Source organism: Bradyrhizobium genosp. P (assembly GCF_049949265.1).
Taxonomy (GTDB): domain Bacteria; phylum Pseudomonadota; class Alphaproteobacteria; order Rhizobiales; family Xanthobacteraceae; genus Bradyrhizobium.
Window position 1 is genome coordinate 3,975,433 of record NZ_CP188195.1, and the last position, 16,871, is coordinate 3,992,303.

A 16,871-nucleotide genomic window follows, 5' to 3' on the forward strand; every position below is an offset into this window, starting at 1 on the left:
AAGCGATGAGCAAACCAAAGCGCGAACGTAGCCTCGCGGACAATGAGGCCAAGGCCGTCGCCCGCATGCTGCGCGTCAGCCCGCAGAAGCTCAACCTGGTGGCGCAGCTGATCCGCGGCCGCAAGGCTTCGGCTGCGCTGGCCGATCTGCAGTTCTCGCGCAAGCGGATCGCGGTCGACGTCAAGAAGTGCCTGGAATCGGCGATCGCGAATGCCGAGAACAACCATGACCTCGAAGTCGACGACCTCGTCGTCGCCGAGGCGCATGTCGGCAACGGCATCGTGATGAAGCGCTTTGCGCCGCGCGGCCGTGGCCGTTCGGGCCGTGTGTACAAACCGTTCTCGCACCTGACCATCGTGGTTCGTCAGGTCGAGGCCGAGGCAAGCGCTTAAGGGCGCAGGAGAAGACGATGGGTCAAAAGATCAATCCAATCGGGCTGCGTCTCGGCATCAACCGGACCTGGGACTCCCGTTGGTTCGCCGGCAAGCAGGAATACGGCAAGCTGCTGCATGAAGACGTCAAGATCCGCGAGATCCTGCACAAGGAGCTCAAGCAGGCGGCCGTGGCGCGCATCGTGATCGAGCGTCCGCACAAGAAGTGCCGCGTGACGATCCATTCGGCGCGACCGGGCGTGGTGATCGGCAAGAAGGGCGCCGATATCGACAAGCTACGCAAGAAGGTCGCCGACATTACCTCGTCGGACGTCGTGATCAACATCGTCGAAATCCGCAAGCCGGAGCTCGATGCGACCCTGGTCGCCGAATCGATCGCCCAGCAGCTCGAGCGCCGCGTCGCATTCCGCCGCGCCATGAAGCGTGCCGTGCAGTCGGCGATGCGCCTCGGTGCCGAAGGCATCCGCATCAACTGCTCGGGCCGTCTCGGCGGCGCCGAAATCGCGCGCATGGAATGGTACCGCGAGGGCCGGGTGCCGCTGCATACGCTGCGCGCCGACATCGATTACGGCGTTGCCACCGCGTTCACGACCTTCGGCACCTGCGGCGTCAAGGTCTGGATCTTCAAGGGCGAGATCCTCGAGCACGATCCGATGGCCCAGGACAAGAAGATGGCCGAAGGCGACAACACCCCGCGTTCGCGCCGCGACGCCGCTTGAGGCAAAGCAGGAATTTGAGGGCTTAAAGCCATGATGCAACCTAAGAAAACGAAGTTCCGGAAGGCGCATAAGGGCCGTATCCACGGCGTTGCGACCTCTGGCGCGACGTTGGCGTTTGGCCAGTTCGGCCTGAAGGCAATGGAGCCTGAGCGCGTCACCGCCCGTCAGATCGAAGCCGCCCGCCGCGCGCTGACCCGTCACATGAAGCGCGCCGGCCGTGTCTGGATCCGTGTGTTCCCCGATGTGCCGGTGTCGAAGAAGCCCGCTGAAGTCCGCATGGGCTCCGGCAAGGGTGCGCCGGAATTGTGGGTGGTCCGGGTCAAACCTGGCCGCGTGATGTTCGAAATCGACGGCGTTACCGTGCAGACCGCAAAGGAAGCGCTCTCACTCGCCGCCGCCAAGCTGCCGATCAAGACGCGCTTCGTTGCGCGCATTGCGGAGTAATCGCCATGGCCGACATGAAAGTTGAAGATATTCGCGCGATGAGCGAAGACCAGCGCGAGGACGCCGTCCTCAACCTGAAGAAGGAGCGCTTCAACCTGCGCTTCCAGCGCGCCACCGGGCAGCTGGAGAACACCTCGCGGATGCGTGAAGCGCGCCGCGATATCGCTCGTATCAAGACCGTCGCTGCCCAGCAGCGCGCCAAGAAGAAGTAAGGGGCCAGCTATGCCGAAACGTACTCTGCAGGGCGTGGTCGTCAGCGACAAGCAAGCCAAGACGGTGGTGGTGCGCGTTGATCGCCGCTTCACCCATCCGATCTACAAGAAGACGATCCGCCGTTCCAAGAACTACCACGCGCATGACGAGGACAACCAGTTCAAGCCGGGTGACATGGTCTGGATCGAGGAATCGAAGCCGATCTCGAAGCTGAAGCGCTGGACCGTGGTCCGGGGCGAACAGAAGAAAACGGCCTGATAACTTCGACTTAGCCGAAGTATTTCAGGGAAATTTTGAGCGCGCTGAAGCGCAGAAAGAGGACGAGGTGCATCAATGATTCAGATGCAGACCAACCTCGACGTGGCCGATAATTCTGGCGCACGCCGTGTCATGTGCATCAAGGTTCTTGGAGGTTCCAAGCGCCGCTATGCCACCGTGGGCGACGTTATCGTTGTGTCGATCAAGGAAGCCATTCCGCGGGGCAAGGTGAAGAAGGGCGACGTGATGAAGGCCGTCGTGGTGCGCGTCCGCAAGGACATCCGCCGCGCCGACGGTTCGGTCATCCGTTTCGACCGCAACGCCGCCGTGCTGATCAACAACCAGTCGGAGCCGGTCGGCACCCGTATCTTCGGGCCGGTGCCGCGCGAGCTTCGCGCCAAGAACCACATGAAGATCATCTCGCTTGCGCCGGAGGTGCTGTGATGGCTGCCAAGATCCGCAAGGGCGACAAGGTGATCGTGCTGACCGGCCGCGACAAGGGTCGTACCGGCGAGGTGTTCGAAGTGCGTCCGGACGAGCACAAGGCTCTCGTGCGCGGCGTCAACATGGTGAAGCGTCACCAGAAGCAGACCCAGTCCCAGGATGGCGGCATCATCTCCAAGGAGATGCCGATCCACCTGTCCAACATTGCGTATGTCGGCAAGGACGGAAAGCCGACCCGCGTTGGGTTCAAGATTCAGGCCGATGGCAAGAAGGTCCGTGTTGCCAAGAGCTCGGGAGCAGAGATCGATGGCTGATACAGCTTATGTGCCGCGCCTGCGCGCGGAGTATGACAAGAATATCCGCGGCTCGATGACCGAGAAGTTCGGTTACGCCAACGTCATGCAGGTTCCGCGCCTGGACAAGGTCGTGCTCAACATGGGCGTCGGCGAGTCCGTCAACGACCGCAAGAAGGCCGAGACCGCCGCTGCCGAGCTGGGCCTGATCGCCGGCCAGAAGGCGATCGTGACCTATTCGCGGGTCGCGATCGCAACCTTCAAGCTGCGCGAGAACCAGCCAATCGGCTGCAAGGTCACGCTGCGCAAGTCCCGCATGTACGAGTTCATCGACCGCCTGGTGAACGTGGCGCTGCCCCGCGTCCGCGACTTCCGCGGCCTGAACCCGAAGAGCTTCGACGGCCGTGGCAACTATTCGCTCGGCATCAAGGAGCACATCATTTTCCCCGAGATCGACTTCGACAAGGTCTCGGAAGCCCGCGGTATGGACATCACGGTCTGCACCACGGCGAAGTCCGACGACGAGGCGCGCGCCTTGTTGACCGCTTTCAATTTCCCGTTCCGGCAGTGAGTAGCTGAACAAAGCCACTCAAACGCGGATACCCAGGAGCCAAGCATGGCAAAGAAGAGTTCGATCGAGAAGAACAACCGGCGCAAGCGGATGGCGAAGAACGCCGCCCCGCGCCGCGAGAAGCTGAAGGCGATCATCGCCGACAAGACCAAGCCGATGGAAGAGCGCTTCGCGGCGACGCTGAAGCTCGCCGAGATGCCGCGCAACTCGTCGCCGACGCGCATCCGTCTGCGTTGCGAGCTCACCGGTCGTCCGCGCTCGAACTATCGCAAGAACAAGCTCTCGCGCATCGCGCTGCGTGAACTCGGCTCCAAGGGCCTGGTTCCCGGGCTCGTGAAGTCGAGCTGGTAAGGAGGGTCGGAACCATGTCTACGCACGATCCGATCTCCGATCTCATCACTCGCATCCGCAACGCGCAGATGCGCTCGAAGTCCAAGGTCTCGACCCCGGGCTCGCGGATGCGCGCCAGCGTGCTCGAGGTGCTGAAGTCCGAGGGTTATATCCGCGGCTACGCCAGCGTCGAGCATGCGTCCGGCCGCAGCGAGCTCGAGATCGAGCTGAAGTATTTCGACGGCGAACCCGTCATCCGCGAGATCGAGCGGGTGTCGAAGCCCGGCCGCCGCGTTTACGCCTCGGTGAAGAACCTGCCGCGGGTGAACAACGGTCTCGGCATTTTGGTGTTGTCGACGCCGAAGGGAATCATGGCTGACCACGAGGCGCGTGAAGCGAACGTGGGCGGCGAAGTTCTCTTCACGGTGTTCTAGTGCGCATTCCGCAAAAGTGGGTACCGGTTTTGCGAAAAGAATGCGCACAGGCTCTTAGTTTGACGCATTTTCTTCGGCGAACCGGCGGCCACTTCGCCGGAAAATGCTAAGGAGAAGGATTTTACGATGTCACGTATCGGCAAGAAGCCGGTGACGATCCCGTCCGGTGTGACGGCGACCGTCGAAGGCCAAACGGTGAAGGTGAAGGGGCCGAAGGGCCAGCTTCAGTTCGTCGTGCATAACGACGTCGAGGTGAAGTTCGAGAACGGCGAGGTCAAGGTTGCCCCGCGCGTCAAGACCAACCGTGCGCAGGCGATGTACGGCACCGCGCGCGCGCAGGTGGCGAGCCTCGTCGAGGGCGTCACCAAGGGCTTCGAGAAGAAGCTCGAGATCACCGGCGTCGGTTACCGCGCCGCGATGCAGGGCAAGAACCTGCAGCTCGCGCTCGGCTACAGCCACGACGTGGTCTACGCGATCCCGGACGGCATCACCATCGCGGTGCCGAAGCCGACCGAGATCACGATCACCGGCAACGATTCCCAGCGCGTCGGCCAGGTCGCCGCCGAGATCCGCGCCTACCGTCCGCCGGAGCCGTACAAGGGCAAGGGCGTGAAGTACGCCAACGAATTCATCTTCCGCAAGGAAGGCAAGAAGAAGTAACGGAGCCGGTCATGTCACTCAAAGTAACGAATGCCCGGCGCAAGCAGCGTGTGCGTATTTCGCTGCGCCGTTCCGCCAACGGCCGTCCGCGGCTGTCGGTGTTCCGCTCGTCCAAGCACATCTACGCCCAGGTCATCGACGACCTGAAGGGCGAGACGCTCGCGTCCGCCTCGTCGCTCGAGAAAGAGATGCGCGACGCCGGCAAGACCGGCGCCGACATCGATGCGGCGAAGGCGGTCGGCAAGCTGCTGGCCGAGCGCGCCGCGCAGAAGGGTGTCAAGGAAGTCGTGTTCGATCGCGGAGCCTACATCTATCACGGGCGCGTCAAGGCGCTCGCGGATGCGGCCCGCGAGGGCGGGCTCAGCTTCTAAACGAATTGAACGATTACAAGGATAGAGGCTCGGGCCTCCTATAGATTGGAAAACACCATGGCAGGTGAACGCGAACGCGGCGGACGCGAACGGAGCAGGGATCGCGAAGAGCGCGACAGCGAGTTCGTCGACAAGCTCGTCCACATCAATCGCGTGGCGAAGGTCGTCAAGGGCGGCAAGCGCTTCGGTTTCGCGGCGCTGGTCGTGATCGGCGATCAGAAGGGCCGGGTCGGTTTCGGCCACGGCAAGGCGCGCGAAGTGCCCGAGGCGATCCGCAAGGCGACCGAATCGGCGAAGCGCAATCTGACCCGGGTTGCCCTGCGTGAAGGCCGCACGCTGCATCACGACATCGCCGGCCGTCACGGCGCCGGCCGCGTCTATCTGCGTGCCGCTCCGGCCGGTACCGGCATCATCGCCGGCGGTCCGATGCGCGCGGTGTTCGAGACGCTCGGCATCCAGGACGTCGTGGCGAAGTCGATCGGCTCGTCGAATCCCTACAACATGGTTCGCGCCACCTTCGACGCGCTGAAGCACCAGGATTCGCCGCGCTCGGTGGCCGCCCGCCGCAACATCAAGGTCTCCACCCTGCAGTCGCGCCGCGTCGGCGGCGACGCCGAAGTGGTGGCGGAATAAGCAAACAGGCGCGTTCTCGGCGCTTTCTGGAGTTATTGTCATGGCCAAGGCCGCAAAGATGATCAAGGTCGAGCAGATCGGCAGCGCAATCCGCCGCCATCACTCGCAGCGCGAGACGCTGATCGGCCTCAAGCTCAACAAGATCGGCCGGGTAACCGAGCTGCAGGACACTCCTGCTGTTCGCGGCATGATCGCGAAAGTTCAACATCTCGTCCGCGTCGTCGACGAGAAATAAGGAGACAGGGCGATGAAGCTCAGCGATATCGCCGACAATGCCGGCTCGCGCAAAAAGCGTATGCGCGTCGGCCGTGGCATCGGTTCGGGCAAGGGCAAGCAGGCGGGCCGCGGCGGCAAGGGCCAGACCGCGCGTTCGGGTGTCCGCATCAAGGGTTTCGAAGGCGGCCAGATGCCGGTGCATCGTCGTCTACCGAAGCGCGGCTTCAACAACATCTTCCGGCTCGATTTTGCCGAGATCAATCTCGACCGTCTGCAGGATGCGATCGACAGCAAGCTGGTCGACGTGTCGGCGACCGTGAATGCCGAATCGCTGGTCAAGGCCGGCGTGCTACGCCGCGCCAAGGACGGCCTGCGGCTGCTCGGCCGTGGCGAGATCAAGGCCAAGCTGACGATCGAGGTGCACGGCGCCTCCAAGTCGGCCATTGAAGCGGTCGAAAAGGCCGGCGGCTCGGTCAAGGTCTTGGCCCCCGCCAAGAAGGAAGACGGCGAGGCTGCGTAACATCTGCGTCATTGCCCGCCGCGAGCGGGCAATCCGCGGATCGAACGATGGACTTATCGAGGCCTAGCACCAGATAATGTCCGGCATCTGCCGATTGCCCCGGTGAGGGGAATCGGCGAAGGGGCTCCGGGAGAAAGCCGAACATGGTCTCAGCAGCCGAACAACTTGCAGCAAATCTCAATTTCGGAGCGCTGGCGAAGGCCGACGAGCTGAAGAAGCGCATCTGGTTTACACTGGGTGCGCTGCTTGTTTATCGGCTGGGTACCTACATCCCGCTGCCCGGCATCGACCCCAACATCTGGGAGCAGGTGTTCCGCACCCAGGCGGGCGGCATCCTCGGCATGTTCAACATGTTTGCCGGTGGCGGCATCCACCGCATGGCGATCTTCGCGCTGAACATCATGCCGTACATCTCGGCATCGATCATCATACAGCTCCTGACGACGGTTTCGCCGCAGCTCGAAGCGCTGAAGAAGGAAGGCGAGGCGGGCCGCAAGACGCTGAACCAGTACACGCGTTATCTGACCGTGATCCTGGCCGCATTCCAGTCCTACGGCATCGCCGTCGGTCTCGAAGGCGCCGGCAACGTCGTCAGCGATCCCGGCCTGTTCTTCCGCGTCTCGACCGCGATCACGCTGACCGGCGGCACCATGTTCCTGATGTGGCTCGGCGAGCAGATCACCTCGCGCGGCATCGGCAACGGCATTTCGCTGATCATCCTGTCCGGCATCGTCGCCGAGCTGCCCTCGGCGCTCGCCAACATGCTGGAACTCGGCCGCCAGGGCGCGATGTCGACCGGCCTGATCCTGATCGTCATCCTGATGGCGGTCGCCGTGATCGCCTTCATCGTGTTCATGGAGCGGGCCCAGCGCCGGCTCCTGATCCAGTATCCAAAGCGCCAGGTCGGCAACAAGATGTTCGAGGGCCAGTCCTCGCATCTGCCGCTCAAGCTCAACACCTCGGGGGTGATTCCGCCGATCTTCGCGTCGTCGCTGCTGCTGCTGCCGACCACGGTCGCGAACTTCAACGCCGGCAAGGGCCCGGAGTGGTTCCAGTGGATCACCACCCAGCTCGCCCACGGCCGTCCGCTGTTCCTGATTCTCTATCTCGCCCTGATCGTGTTCTTCGCGTTCTTCTACACCGCGATCGTGTTCAACCCGACCGAGACTGCCGACAATCTGAAGAAGCATGGTGGCTTCATCCCGGGTATCCGTCCTGGCGAGCGCACCGCCGAATACATCGACTATGTGCTGTCGCGCATCACGGTGCTCGGCGCGATTTACCTGGCGATCGTCTGTCTGATTCCGGAAATTCTGATTTCCTACGCCTCGGTGCCGTTCTACTTTGGCGGCACTTCGCTCTTGATCGTCGTCAGCGTGACGATGGATACGGTGGCGCAGGTTCAGGGCTATCTGCTCGCTCACCAGTATGAGGGGCTGATCAGGAAGTCGAAGCTCAGGGGGCGCCGCCGCTAATCGCGGCGGCTCCAAATTCAAAAATACGGGTGTGCGGATCTCGCTCACCGAGCCGGGGGGCGACTAAAGTCATGAGATTGATCCTTTTGGGGCCGCCCGGCTCGGGCAAGGGCACCCAGGCACAGCGGCTGGTCCACAAGCACGGCATTGTTCAGCTCTCGACCGGCGAAATGCTGCGCGCTGCGGTCGCTGCCGGTACGCCGATCGGCTTGCAGGCCAAGGAGATCATGGCGAACGGTGGCCTGGTGCCCGACGAGGTCGTGGTGGGAATCATCGCCGACCGCATCGAACAGCCCGACGCCAAGAAGGGCTTTATCCTCGACGGCTTCCCGCGCACCGTTCCGCAGGCCGAGGCCCTCGACGAGCTCCTGAAGAAGAGGCACCTCAAGCTCGATGCCGTCATCGAATTGAGGGTCAACGAGAGCGCGTTGCTCGCGCGTGTCGAGAAGCGCGCCGAGGAGACCCGGGCGCGCGGTGAAGAGGTCCGGCTCGACGACACGCCGGAAGTGCTGACCAAACGCTTGGCCCAGTACCGTTCGATGACGGAGCCGCTGATTCACTACTATTCCGAGCGGCGCAAGCTTTTGACCGTCGATGGCATGATGACCATCGAGCACGTCACCCGCGAGATCAACCGAATCCTCGGCGCCATCGGCGCACTGGAACCAAAGGACGACGAGTCGGCCAAGAAGCCCGCCAAATCGGCCCAAAAGACCCCAAAAGTGGCAAAAAAAGCCACAAAACTGGCTCTCGGGGTCGCCAAAGTGGCTTCCAGGGCCAAGGCCGCCAGGAAATCGGTCAAGAAGGCCGCCAAGGCCCTTAAGGCCCCGACTGCCCGGAAAGCAGCAAAAGCCGCCAAAAAGCCTGCAAAAAAGCTCACGAAAAAGCGAGCTAAGCGTTAGCAGAGGTTGACGAAACCGACATGAATCCTTTAATAAGCCCCGCATCCAAGTCGGATAGTTACATGACGATGCCGGGCCCCGAAGGATATCAAGGGGAGGGCGTCGTGTTCGCGTTTGCGGACACTTGCCCGAGATAGCAAGAACTTGAGAAGCCCGAATCCTTAAGGGATCGGCGACAGGAGAGAAGTCCGTGGCCCGTATTGCCGGCGTGAACATTCCTACCAACAAGCGCGCGCTGATCGCGCTTCAGTACATCCATGGCATCGGCCAGAAGAACGCGGCCGACATCATGGAGAAGGTCAAGATTCCGCTGGACCGTCGCGTCAACCAGTTGACCGACCAGGAAGTCCTGCAGATCCGCGAAGTCATCGACCGCGACTATCTGGTCGAGGGCGACCTCCGTCGTGAGGTCGGCATCAACATCAAGCGGCTGATGGACCTCGGCTGCTATCGCGGTCTGCGTCATCGCCGCGGTCTGCCGGTGCGCGGCCAGCGTACCCACACCAATGCGCGTACGCGCAAGGGTCCGGCCAAGGCGATCGCCGGCAAGAAGAAGTAATTAAGCGAATAGCGAATAGGCGATGGCGAATAGTTTCTATTCGCCACTCGCCATTCGCTTCTCGCTTTTTAGGTGTAGCCGCTGGCACTACGGCGGCGTCGAGATCACAGGAAAGGTTTGAAATGGGCAAGGACGCCACCCGTATACGTCGTCGCGAACGCAAGAACATCGCCTCCGGCGTCGCGCACGTGAATTCGTCGTTCAACAACACGACCATCACCATCACCGACGCGCAGGGCAACACGATCGCCTGGTCGTCGGCCGGCACGATGGGCTTCAAGGGCTCGCGCAAGTCGACCCCCTATGCCGCGCAGGTCGCGGCCGAAGACGTCTCCAAGAAGGCGCAGGAACACGGTATGCGCACGCTGGAGGTTGAAGTGGCCGGCCCGGGTTCGGGCCGCGAATCGGCGCTTCGTGCGCTGCAGGCTGCGGGCTTCACCGTCACCTCGATCCGCGACGTGACCACGATCCCGCACAATGGCTGCCGTCCGCGCAAGCGCCGGCGCGTTTGATTGAAGTCGCGGGCGGCATGGCCGCTCGCGATTGTTTTTGGAATTGACCGCGCGGACTGTTCCGCGATCTCCAACGCCAGCTGCGGCCATTCGACCGGCCCAAAGGACTGGCAAAGGGTGAACCAGTGACGATCCAGAAAAATTGGCAAGAACTCATTCGACCGAACAAGCTGCAGGTAACGCCGGGCTCGGACGCGAGCCGGTTTGCCACCGTCGTCGCCGAGCCGCTCGAGCGCGGCTTCGGCCAGACCCTCGGCAATGCGCTGCGCCGCATCCTGCTGTCCTCGCTGCAGGGCGCAGCGGTGCAGTCGGTGCATATCGATGGCGTGCTGCACGAGTTCTCCTCGATCGCTGGCGTCCGTGAGGACGTCACCGACATCGTGCTCAACATCAAGGACATCGCGATCAAGATGCAGGGCGAAGGCCCGAAGCGCATGGTCGTGAAGAAGCAGGGTCCGGGCGCCGTCACCGCCGGTGACATTCAGACCGTCGGCGACGTCGTGGTGCTCAACCCCGACCTGCAGATCTGCACGCTGGACGACGGTGCCGAGATCCGCATGGAATTCACGGTCGCGACCGGCAAGGGCTATGTTGCCGCCGAGCGCAACCGTCCTGAGGATGCGCCGATCGGCCTGATCCCGGTCGACAGCCTGTTCTCGCCGGTCCGCAAGGTCTCCTACAAGGTCGAGAATACCCGTGAGGGCCAGATCCTCGATTACGACAAGCTGACCATGACGATCGAGACCAACGGCGCGATCACGCCGGATGATGCCGTCGCCTACGCCGCGCGCATCCTGCAGGATCAGCTCAACGTGTTCGTCAACTTCGAAGAGCCGCGCAAGGAAGTCGCGCAGGAGATCATCCCCGATCTCGCCTTCAACCCGGCGTTCCTCAAGAAGGTCGACGAGCTCGAGCTGTCGGTGCGTTCGGCAAACTGCCTGAAGAACGACAACATCGTTTACATCGGCGATCTCGTGCAGAAGTCGGAAGCGGAAATGCTCCGCACCCCGAACTTCGGCCGCAAGTCGCTGAACGAGATCAAGGAAGTGCTGGCCCAGATGGGTCTGCATCTCGGCATGGAAGTGCCGGGCTGGCCGCCGGAGAACATCGACGAGCTCGCCAAGCGCTTCGAGGATCACTACTGAGCGAATAGGGAGTGGCGAATAGCGAATAGACGACGACGCGCTATTCACCATTCGCTGCTCGCTACCTTGGGCGAACGCAGGCAGCCCACCTGAGCAACATGTCCGACGAACCGTCGCGGCAGATATACTTTAAGGAATAGACTATGCGTCACGGCAAGGTTCATCGAAAGCTCAACCGCACGGCCGAGCATCGCCGCGCGATGTTCGCCAATATGTGCGCCGCGCTGATCAAGCACGAGCAGATCGTCACCACGCTGCCGAAGGCCAAGGAGCTGCGGCCGATCGTCGAGAAGCTCGTCACCCTCGGCAAGAAGGGCGGTCTCGCCATGCGCCGCCAGGCCATCTCCGAGATGCGCGACAAGGATCAGGTCAAGAAGCTGTTCGACACCCTGGCGCCCCGCTACAAGGACCGCCAGGGCGGCTACACCCGCATCATCAAGGCCGGCTTCCGCTACGGCGACAACGCGGCGATGGCCGTGATCGAGTTCGTCGACCGCGACGTCGATGCCAAGGGCCAGGACTCCGGCCCGGTGCAGGAAAGGGAAGCCGAGGCGGCGTAAGCCGTTCTCGAGCCAGGTTTCGAAAACGGCGCCTTCGGGGCGCCGTTTTATTTTGTGCGTCACTGAGCGCATGGCTCCAGCCCGTCGTTGCGAGCCACCGGGCCGCGCGAATGCGCGTCCGATGACAGGCTCCGTGAAGCAATCCATAGTGCCGCTCGCCGTGACATGGATTGCTTCGTCGCTCGGGCTCCTCGAAATGACGGCTCACCCCGCCCGGATGGTGGCGATGAAATTGTCGAGCTCCTGCTTGAGACGGTTGTTGCCGTCCGACAGCAGTCTCGCCGACCTCAGGACCAGAGACGAGGCGCCGCCGGTCCGCGAGGCGCCGCTTGCCACTTCTCCGATGCTGACGGCCACCTGGGACGTTCGTTCCGACGCGATCTGAACGTTTTCGGCAATGCTGCGTGTCGCGCGGCCTTGTTCCTCAATGCCACGCGCAACGTGTGAGGCGATCTCGGAGATCCGGCGGATGATGCCGGCGATATCGCTGATCGCACCGGCGGACTCTTTTGTTGCGGCCTGCATGCCAGTGATCTGCTCGCGAATGTCCTCGGTGGCCTCCGCGGTCTGCCTGGCAAGCGTCTTGACCTCTTGGGCAACCACGGCGAAGCCCGCACCCGCCGTTCCGGCCCAGGCGGCCTCGATTGTTGCGTTGAGAGCGAGCAGGTTGGTCTGCCGCGCGATCGTCGCGATCAGCTGCACCACGTTGCCGATACGGTCGGCAGCGGAGGCCAGCTGCGCCATCCGGTCGTCGGTCTGCTTCGCTTGCCGAACGGCTTCGCTGGCGATGCCGGCCGATTCCTCCACCTGGCGTCCGATTTCAGACGCGGAGGCGATCATCTGCTCGGTAGCGGCCGCAACGCGCCTGACATTGTCGGAGGCTTCTTCGGAGGCCGCCGCGACAGTCGCTGACATGCCTTGTGTTTGATGGGCGGTGTCACTCAGGTCGCGGGCGGAGGCGGCGAGTTCGCCCGATGCCGCCGAAACCGTATCGATGACGCTGCCGGCGCTGGCCTCGAATGCTTCGGCCAGCCGCGCGAGCTCGGATTTGTGCCGATCGGCCGCGCGACGGTCTTCCTCCAGTCTGGCGTCGAGCTCGAGCCGCGCCTTTTCCATGGCCTTGATCTTGAAGCTTTCCACCGCCCGCGCCATGTTGCCGATCTCGTCGGTGCGCTCCAGGCCGGGCAGGACGATGTCAAATTGTCCTTCAGCCAATTGGCGCATTGCAGCGCTCATCCGGCTGATGAGGCCCGCGACGCGCCGGCCGAAGAACACAGCGAGCAGCGTGAGGGCGACTGCGACGAGGCCGATCAGCCAGGCGAAAGTCTGCCTGAACTCCTCGGCCTTGCGCTGTGCGCTCTCGGCACGGGCGTTGGCTGCCTCGGCGGCCTTGATCAGCGCCGGCCGGGTCCGGTCGAAGATCTGATAGAGGTCGTCCATCTGATCGTCGAGCGTCTGTCGCGAGACGAGGAAGCCGGCGAAGGCAAGCTTGTAGGATCGTGCAAGCGCAAGGAGTTCGGATTTCAGCTCCGCGCCCACCGCAGACTGGGCCAGCACCGTTTCGAAGTCCGATTCGCGCTCATTGAGCTGGTCGCCAAATCGCTCCTCGCCGCTCAGCATGAAGTCCTTCTCGTGACGGCGCATCGTCAGCAGGAGGACGGTCAGGCGTGGCTGGTCGATCTGTCCCAATCTGGCTTCGAACTGCTGAACCGCGCTGCGCAACTTTCCCTGCAGGCCATCGCTCTGGCTCAACCCCAGTACGCGTTGGGCGCCGACGATGTTCTGGAACCGGGTCGCATAGAGATTGATCCCACTGCGAAGCGATGCGACCTGCCGAATCGGATCGCCTTCCGGCGCTGTCATCGCGAAAGCGTCGAGCTTGTCGAGCAGCGCGACCTCGTCTGCAATGCGATTGGCGAGCTTCTTTGCCAGTGCTTCATCGCGCGACCTCAGGAATTTGGCGGCGATCTGCTGCGTCTCCAGGAAGCTGTCGGACAGCTCGGACAGCTGCGTCCTGAAGCGCATGCTGTCATCCGAATCGCGCTGGACGCGCGCCGCGTAATCAAGGCCGCCGAGACAGGTTGCGCTGACGATGGCAACCCCGCCAATGCCGAGCATCCCAATCTGGGTTCGGAGGCCCGGACGGAATCGCTTCAGAATGATGGCGCCGAGTTGTTTCACCCTGGAAATTGCGAACATCTGATGCATTCCTGTCGGCGAACCTCCGGGCGTCGTTATCACTGGAGAGGAGATCAGTGTCCGGTTGTCATTGGTGGCGACGGTTACAGCCGTTGCATTGACAATCTGTGAAAGCGGTCAGCACGATGTTTGATGTGACGAATAGATGAAGACCGGCGCTCGCTCATGGGCGTTGAAATGTTGGTTGGCGCCCCAAATATGACGGTGAAGCATAGACAGGAGACTTCCCATGAAAATCGACCTTTCCGGAAAGACCGCGCTCGTCACGGGCTCGACTGCGGGCATCGGCAACGCCATTGCAAAGGGACTGGCTGCGACCGGGGCGGAGGTCGTGATCAACGGCCGCAGTCAGGCCAAGGTCGATGCGGCTGTTGCGGTAATCGCAAAGGCGGTGCCTGGCAGCAAGGTGCGCGGCATTGCCGCTGACGTCTCCACCGCCGCCGGCTGCAAGGCACTCGTCGCGGCACTGCCGGAGGTCGACATCCTCGTCAACAATGCCGGCATCTTCGAGCCAAAGGATTTCTTCGAGATTCCCGACGAGGACTGGAGCCGGTTTTTCGAGGTCAACGTGATGTCGGGCGTGCGGCTGTCGCGCAGCTACATGCAGGGCATGCTGAAGCGCAATTGGGGCCGTATCGTCTTCATCTCCTCGGAGTCCGGCCTCAACATCCCGACCGAGATGATCCACTACGGCATGACCAAGACCGCGCAGCTTGCGATCGCACGCGGGCTCGCGCAATTGACCCGCGGCACCGCGGTGACCGTGAATTCGGTACTGCCGGGCCCAACGATGTCGGAGGGCGTGGAGACTTTCGTCAAGGATCTCGCCAGGCAGAACGGCCAGTCGGTGGAGGAGGCGGCGACCAACTTCGTCAAACAGCATCGGCCGAGTTCGCTGCTGCAGCGCTTCGCCAGCACCGAGGAGATTGCCAACCTCGTGGTCTATGTCTGCTCGAAGGAGGCCTCAGCGACCAACGGCGCCGCGCTGCGCGCCGAAGGTGGCATCGTCAACACGATTGCATGAGGTACCCCCATGTCGGCCTATGTGATTTCCGAAGTGGAGGTGCGGGACGCGGCGGGCTTCGAGGCCTACCGCACCCTGGCCGCCAGGACCATCGCGCAATATGGCGGGCATTATCTCGTGCGCGGCGGCGCCGCTGACGTGGCCGAAGGCGGACCGCCGCCGAAGAACATCATCATCGTCGAATTTCCGTCGATGGCACGCCTGCGCGAGTGGTACGCGTCGCCGGAATATGCCGAGGCGCTGAAGCATCGGCGAACCGCCTTGGACCGCCGGCTGATTTTCGTCGAGGGCGTGCCGCCCCACGCGTAAAGCCGTCGGGTGGGCAAAGCCAACGGGTCGCGCGAATGCGCGCCGACAGGCTCCGCGTGCCCAACGCGCCTTGCGCTGCTCTTGACGGTGGGTACGGCGCTTCGCGCCTTTGCCTACCCTACGCATCGAGGGCTACCAGCCCTCCAGCACGATCTTGCCGCGCGACTTGCCTGACTCCAGCAGCGCATGCGCGCGCTTGAGATTGGCGGCGTTGATGGTGCCGAAGGTCTGGTCGAGGGTGGTGCGCAGCACGCCCTTGTCGATGAGGTCGGCGACGTCGTTGAGCAGATGGTTCTGCGCGATCATGTCCGGCGTCTGGAACGACGAGCGCGTGAACATCGATTCCCAGTGCACCGAGACCGCCTTGCCCTTGAATACGGCGACGTTGAATTCCGGCGGATCATCGATCAGGCCGAACTTGCCCTGCGGTGCGATGAAGTCGGCGATCGCCTTGTAGTGCTGGTCGGTGTAGGTGAGGCTGGCGACGAGACCGACCGGCGGCAGCTTCAGTCTGTCGATCTGCTCCTTCATCGGCTTCGAATGATCGATCACGGCGTGGGCGCCGAGATCGAGGCACCATTTCTGTGAGTCCGGCCGCGTCGCGGTTGCAACCACGGTGAGGCCTGTGAGGCGGCGCGCGAGCTGGATCAGGATCGAGCCGACACCGCCGGCGCCGCCGGTGATCAGGAGCGTGCGCGGGTCGAGGCTCTTGCCGGGCACGGCGCCGAGCCGGTCGAACAGCAACTCCCAGGCGGTGATCGAGGTCAGCGGAAGTGCGGCGGCCTGGGCAAACGACAGCGATGCCGGTTTCTTCCCGACGATGCGCTCATCGACCAGATGAAACTCCGAATTGGTGCCCTGGCGCTGGATCGAGCCGGCATAGAACACCTCGTCGCCCGGCTTGAACAGGTTGACGTCGGGACCGACAGCGTCGACCACGCCGGCCGCATCGAAGCCGAGGATCTTGTATTCGCCCTCCGGCGGCGTGGCGCGCTTGCGGACCTTGTAGTCGACCGGGTTGGCCGAGATGGCCTTCACGGCAACCCTGACGTCGCGGCCCTTCGGCTCGGGTTTGGCGATCTCGAAATCAACAAGCGACTCCGCTGCCTCGATCGGCAGCGCTTTTTGGTATCCGACGGCCTTCATGCCTTGTCTCCATGGTGGCGGCGATTGCCTGCCATCTAACTTGCTCGCTGGCCTCAATTTGGCAAGTACTGTACGTTTGGGGAACTAGTCCCCATTTTGATACTATTGGGAAAATATCGATGAAGCGGCAGAATTTTGCGCGTCGTCCGGGGTGCGCGGTCGAGGCGGCGCTCGACCTGATCGACGGCAAATGGAAGGGCGTGATTTTGTTTCATCTGCAGGCTGGCACCCAGCGCTTCGGCGAGCTGCGGCGGCGGATGCCCGGCATCACCCAGCGCATGCTGACCAAGCAGCTGCGCGCGCTTGAGGACGACAAGCTTGTGATCCGCAAGGTCTATGCCGAGGTGCCGCCGCGGGTCGAATACACCCTGTCCGAGCTCGGCGAGAGCCTGCGCCCGGTGATCGACATCCTGAAAGCCTGGGGCGAGAACCACCAGGAAGGTCTATCCTGCGCGCCGGCGCCGGAGGTTGTGCGGAAGCCGAAGCGCGCGGCCTGAGCCGCGCGATGCAATCGTGAAGCGAGGCCGGGAGCGGATGCGGCT

The 16,871-nt window shown here is 62.9% G+C and carries 26 protein-coding genes; 24 read left to right on the forward strand and 2 right to left on the reverse strand.

Annotation, left to right across the window (positions count from 1 at the left end):
* Positions 1–5 precede the first annotated feature (5 nt).
* From rplV to rplQ, 21 genes are all read left to right on the forward strand, one after another.
* Positions 6–392 carry a 50S ribosomal protein L22 gene (gene rplV / locus ACP2YO_RS19265; protein WP_066499414.1) on the forward strand — a complete coding sequence of 129 codons (387 nt, stop codon included), beginning with the start codon at positions 6–8 and terminating at the stop codon, positions 390–392.
* 17 nt (positions 393–409) lie between these two features.
* A complete protein-coding gene (rpsC, locus tag ACP2YO_RS19270) occupies positions 410–1,111 on the forward strand; it encodes a 30S ribosomal protein S3 (protein WP_426442243.1) in 702 nt (233 codons plus the stop codon).
* Positions 1,112–1,141: 30 nt separating this feature from the next.
* Positions 1,142–1,555, forward strand: coding sequence for a 50S ribosomal protein L16 (gene rplP / locus ACP2YO_RS19275; RefSeq protein ID WP_426442244.1), 414 nt, complete (start codon positions 1,142–1,144; stop codon positions 1,553–1,555).
* Positions 1,556–1,560: 5 nt separating this feature from the next.
* On the forward strand, positions 1,561–1,767 hold the full coding sequence (gene rpmC, locus ACP2YO_RS19280) for a 50S ribosomal protein L29 (protein ID WP_426442245.1): 207 nt from the start codon (positions 1,561–1,563) through the stop codon (positions 1,765–1,767).
* Between the two features lie 10 nt (positions 1,768–1,777).
* Positions 1,778–2,026 carry a 30S ribosomal protein S17 gene (gene rpsQ / locus ACP2YO_RS19285; protein WP_296516268.1) on the forward strand — a complete coding sequence of 83 codons (249 nt, stop codon included), beginning with the start codon at positions 1,778–1,780 and terminating at the stop codon, positions 2,024–2,026.
* 75 nt (positions 2,027–2,101) lie between these two features.
* Positions 2,102–2,470: a 50S ribosomal protein L14 gene (gene rplN / locus ACP2YO_RS19290; protein ID WP_011473865.1), complete on the forward strand. Its 369-nt coding sequence runs from the start codon at positions 2,102–2,104 to the stop codon at positions 2,468–2,470.
* Entirely contained in the window at positions 2,470–2,784 is a 315-nt protein-coding gene (gene rplX / locus ACP2YO_RS19295) for a 50S ribosomal protein L24 (protein WP_426442246.1), read from the forward strand. Before rplN ends, rplX begins: the two co-directional genes overlap by 1 nt.
* Positions 2,777–3,334, forward strand: a complete 558-nt coding sequence (gene rplE / locus ACP2YO_RS19300) for a 50S ribosomal protein L5 (protein ID WP_426442247.1) — start codon at positions 2,777–2,779, stop codon at positions 3,332–3,334. The genes rplX and rplE overlap by 8 nt, the downstream gene beginning before the upstream one ends.
* Positions 3,335–3,379: 45 nt before the next feature.
* Positions 3,380–3,685 (forward strand): 30S ribosomal protein S14, encoded by a 306-nt coding sequence (rpsN, locus tag ACP2YO_RS19305; RefSeq protein ID WP_195784313.1) that lies wholly within the window; start codon positions 3,380–3,382, stop codon positions 3,683–3,685.
* Positions 3,686–3,699: 14 nt separating this feature from the next.
* Positions 3,700–4,098 carry a 30S ribosomal protein S8 gene (gene rpsH / locus ACP2YO_RS19310; RefSeq protein ID WP_426442248.1) on the forward strand — a complete coding sequence of 133 codons (399 nt, stop codon included), beginning with the start codon at positions 3,700–3,702 and terminating at the stop codon, positions 4,096–4,098.
* A 126-nt stretch (positions 4,099–4,224) separates the two neighbouring features.
* Positions 4,225–4,758, forward strand: coding sequence for a 50S ribosomal protein L6 (rplF, locus tag ACP2YO_RS19315; protein ID WP_426442249.1), 534 nt, complete (start codon positions 4,225–4,227; stop codon positions 4,756–4,758).
* 11 nt (positions 4,759–4,769) lie between these two features.
* Complete coding sequence (gene rplR, locus ACP2YO_RS19320) at positions 4,770–5,129, forward strand: 50S ribosomal protein L18 (RefSeq protein WP_426442250.1); 360 nt, start codon at positions 4,770–4,772, stop codon at positions 5,127–5,129.
* 57 nt (positions 5,130–5,186) lie between these two features.
* A complete protein-coding gene (gene rpsE / locus ACP2YO_RS19325; RefSeq protein ID WP_028349043.1) occupies positions 5,187–5,762 on the forward strand; it encodes a 30S ribosomal protein S5 in 576 nt (191 codons plus the stop codon).
* 40 nt (positions 5,763–5,802) lie between these two features.
* Positions 5,803–5,997 (forward strand): 50S ribosomal protein L30, encoded by a 195-nt coding sequence (gene rpmD / locus ACP2YO_RS19330; RefSeq protein WP_426442251.1) that lies wholly within the window; start codon positions 5,803–5,805, stop codon positions 5,995–5,997.
* Between the two features lie 12 nt (positions 5,998–6,009).
* A complete protein-coding gene (rplO, locus tag ACP2YO_RS19335) occupies positions 6,010–6,498 on the forward strand; it encodes a 50S ribosomal protein L15 (RefSeq protein ID WP_426442252.1) in 489 nt (162 codons plus the stop codon).
* A 143-nt stretch (positions 6,499–6,641) separates the two neighbouring features.
* A complete protein-coding gene (gene secY / locus ACP2YO_RS19340) occupies positions 6,642–7,973 on the forward strand; it encodes a preprotein translocase subunit SecY (protein ID WP_426442253.1) in 1,332 nt (443 codons plus the stop codon).
* A 71-nt stretch (positions 7,974–8,044) separates the two neighbouring features.
* Positions 8,045–8,875, forward strand: a complete 831-nt coding sequence (locus tag ACP2YO_RS19345; protein ID WP_426442254.1) for an adenylate kinase — start codon at positions 8,045–8,047, stop codon at positions 8,873–8,875.
* A gap of 190 nt (positions 8,876–9,065) precedes the next feature.
* Positions 9,066–9,434 carry a 30S ribosomal protein S13 gene (gene rpsM, locus ACP2YO_RS19350; protein WP_426442255.1) on the forward strand — a complete coding sequence of 123 codons (369 nt, stop codon included), beginning with the start codon at positions 9,066–9,068 and terminating at the stop codon, positions 9,432–9,434.
* A 122-nt stretch (positions 9,435–9,556) separates the two neighbouring features.
* Complete coding sequence (gene rpsK / locus ACP2YO_RS19355) at positions 9,557–9,946, forward strand: 30S ribosomal protein S11 (protein WP_426442256.1); 390 nt, start codon at positions 9,557–9,559, stop codon at positions 9,944–9,946.
* A 107-nt stretch (positions 9,947–10,053) separates the two neighbouring features.
* Entirely contained in the window at positions 10,054–11,091 is a 1,038-nt protein-coding gene (locus ACP2YO_RS19360) for a DNA-directed RNA polymerase subunit alpha (RefSeq protein ID WP_426443254.1), read from the forward strand.
* Positions 11,092–11,234: 143 nt separating this feature from the next.
* Complete coding sequence (gene rplQ, locus ACP2YO_RS19365; RefSeq protein ID WP_426442257.1) at positions 11,235–11,651, forward strand: 50S ribosomal protein L17; 417 nt, start codon at positions 11,235–11,237, stop codon at positions 11,649–11,651.
* Positions 11,652–11,855: 204 nt separating this feature from the next.
* Here the strand turns inward: rplQ and ACP2YO_RS19370 are convergent, their stop codons facing one another.
* Positions 11,856–13,850 carry a methyl-accepting chemotaxis protein gene (locus ACP2YO_RS19370; RefSeq protein WP_426442258.1) on the reverse strand — a complete coding sequence of 665 codons (1,995 nt, stop codon included), beginning with the start codon at positions 13,848–13,850 and terminating at the stop codon, positions 11,856–11,858.
* A gap of 229 nt (positions 13,851–14,079) precedes the next feature.
* On the opposite strand from ACP2YO_RS19370, the gene ACP2YO_RS19375 reads away from it, so the two are divergent.
* On the forward strand, positions 14,080–14,874 hold the full coding sequence (locus ACP2YO_RS19375; RefSeq protein WP_426442259.1) for an SDR family NAD(P)-dependent oxidoreductase: 795 nt from the start codon (positions 14,080–14,082) through the stop codon (positions 14,872–14,874).
* Between the two features lie 9 nt (positions 14,875–14,883).
* On the forward strand, positions 14,884–15,183 hold the full coding sequence (locus ACP2YO_RS19380; RefSeq protein ID WP_426442260.1) for a DUF1330 domain-containing protein: 300 nt from the start codon (positions 14,884–14,886) through the stop codon (positions 15,181–15,183).
* 132 nt (positions 15,184–15,315) lie between these two features.
* Here ACP2YO_RS19380 and ACP2YO_RS19385 read toward each other — a convergent pair whose 3' ends face one another.
* The gene (locus ACP2YO_RS19385; protein WP_426442261.1) at positions 15,316–16,329 is read right to left on the reverse strand and encodes a zinc-binding alcohol dehydrogenase family protein; all 1,014 of its coding nucleotides are present in this window, start codon (positions 16,327–16,329) and stop codon (positions 15,316–15,318) included.
* Positions 16,330–16,448: 119 nt separating this feature from the next.
* On the opposite strand from ACP2YO_RS19385, the gene ACP2YO_RS19390 reads away from it, so the two are divergent.
* The gene (locus ACP2YO_RS19390; protein ID WP_426442262.1) at positions 16,449–16,826 is read left to right on the forward strand and encodes a winged helix-turn-helix transcriptional regulator; all 378 of its coding nucleotides are present in this window, start codon (positions 16,449–16,451) and stop codon (positions 16,824–16,826) included.
* Positions 16,827–16,871: the final 45 nt, after the last annotated feature.

Bases quoted from the DNA above. Each gene is read 5' to 3' on its own strand.
- rpsK (WP_426442256.1), top strand. From the start codon at position 9,557: ATGGGCAAGGACGCCACCCGTATACGTCGTCGCGAACGCAAGAACATC.
- rplP (WP_426442244.1), top strand. From the start codon at position 1,142: ATGATGCAACCTAAGAAAACGAAGTTCCGGAAGGCGCATAAGGGCCGT.
- rplX (WP_426442246.1), top strand. From the start codon at position 2,470: ATGGCTGCCAAGATCCGCAAGGGCGACAAGGTGATCGTGCTGACCGGC.
- rpmC (WP_426442245.1), top strand. From the start codon at position 1,561: ATGGCCGACATGAAAGTTGAAGATATTCGCGCGATGAGCGAAGACCAG.
- rpsN (WP_195784313.1), top strand. From the start codon at position 3,380: ATGGCAAAGAAGAGTTCGATCGAGAAGAACAACCGGCGCAAGCGGATG.
- rplE (WP_426442247.1), top strand. From the start codon at position 2,777: ATGGCTGATACAGCTTATGTGCCGCGCCTGCGCGCGGAGTATGACAAG.
- ACP2YO_RS19370 (WP_426442258.1), bottom strand. From the start codon at position 13,850: ATGTTCGCAATTTCCAGGGTGAAACAACTCGGCGCCATCATTCTGAAG.
- rplO (WP_426442252.1), top strand. From the start codon at position 6,010: ATGAAGCTCAGCGATATCGCCGACAATGCCGGCTCGCGCAAAAAGCGT.
- rplQ (WP_426442257.1), top strand. From the start codon at position 11,235: ATGCGTCACGGCAAGGTTCATCGAAAGCTCAACCGCACGGCCGAGCAT.
- rplR (WP_426442250.1), top strand. From the start codon at position 4,770: ATGTCACTCAAAGTAACGAATGCCCGGCGCAAGCAGCGTGTGCGTATT.
- ACP2YO_RS19390 (WP_426442262.1), top strand. From the start codon at position 16,449: ATGAAGCGGCAGAATTTTGCGCGTCGTCCGGGGTGCGCGGTCGAGGCG.
- ACP2YO_RS19385 (WP_426442261.1), bottom strand. From the start codon at position 16,329: ATGAAGGCCGTCGGATACCAAAAAGCGCTGCCGATCGAGGCAGCGGAG.
- rplF (WP_426442249.1), top strand. From the start codon at position 4,225: ATGTCACGTATCGGCAAGAAGCCGGTGACGATCCCGTCCGGTGTGACG.
- rpmD (WP_426442251.1), top strand. From the start codon at position 5,803: ATGGCCAAGGCCGCAAAGATGATCAAGGTCGAGCAGATCGGCAGCGCA.
- rplN (WP_011473865.1), top strand. From the start codon at position 2,102: ATGATTCAGATGCAGACCAACCTCGACGTGGCCGATAATTCTGGCGCA.
- rpsE (WP_028349043.1), top strand. From the start codon at position 5,187: ATGGCAGGTGAACGCGAACGCGGCGGACGCGAACGGAGCAGGGATCGC.
- rpsH (WP_426442248.1), top strand. From the start codon at position 3,700: ATGTCTACGCACGATCCGATCTCCGATCTCATCACTCGCATCCGCAAC.
- rpsC (WP_426442243.1), top strand. From the start codon at position 410: ATGGGTCAAAAGATCAATCCAATCGGGCTGCGTCTCGGCATCAACCGG.
- rpsQ (WP_296516268.1), top strand. From the start codon at position 1,778: ATGCCGAAACGTACTCTGCAGGGCGTGGTCGTCAGCGACAAGCAAGCC.
- ACP2YO_RS19375 (WP_426442259.1), top strand. From the start codon at position 14,080: ATGAAAATCGACCTTTCCGGAAAGACCGCGCTCGTCACGGGCTCGACT.
- ACP2YO_RS19380 (WP_426442260.1), top strand. From the start codon at position 14,884: ATGTCGGCCTATGTGATTTCCGAAGTGGAGGTGCGGGACGCGGCGGGC.
- secY (WP_426442253.1), top strand. From the start codon at position 6,642: ATGGTCTCAGCAGCCGAACAACTTGCAGCAAATCTCAATTTCGGAGCG.
- rplV (WP_066499414.1), top strand. From the start codon at position 6: ATGAGCAAACCAAAGCGCGAACGTAGCCTCGCGGACAATGAGGCCAAG.
- ACP2YO_RS19345 (WP_426442254.1), top strand. From the start codon at position 8,045: ATGAGATTGATCCTTTTGGGGCCGCCCGGCTCGGGCAAGGGCACCCAG.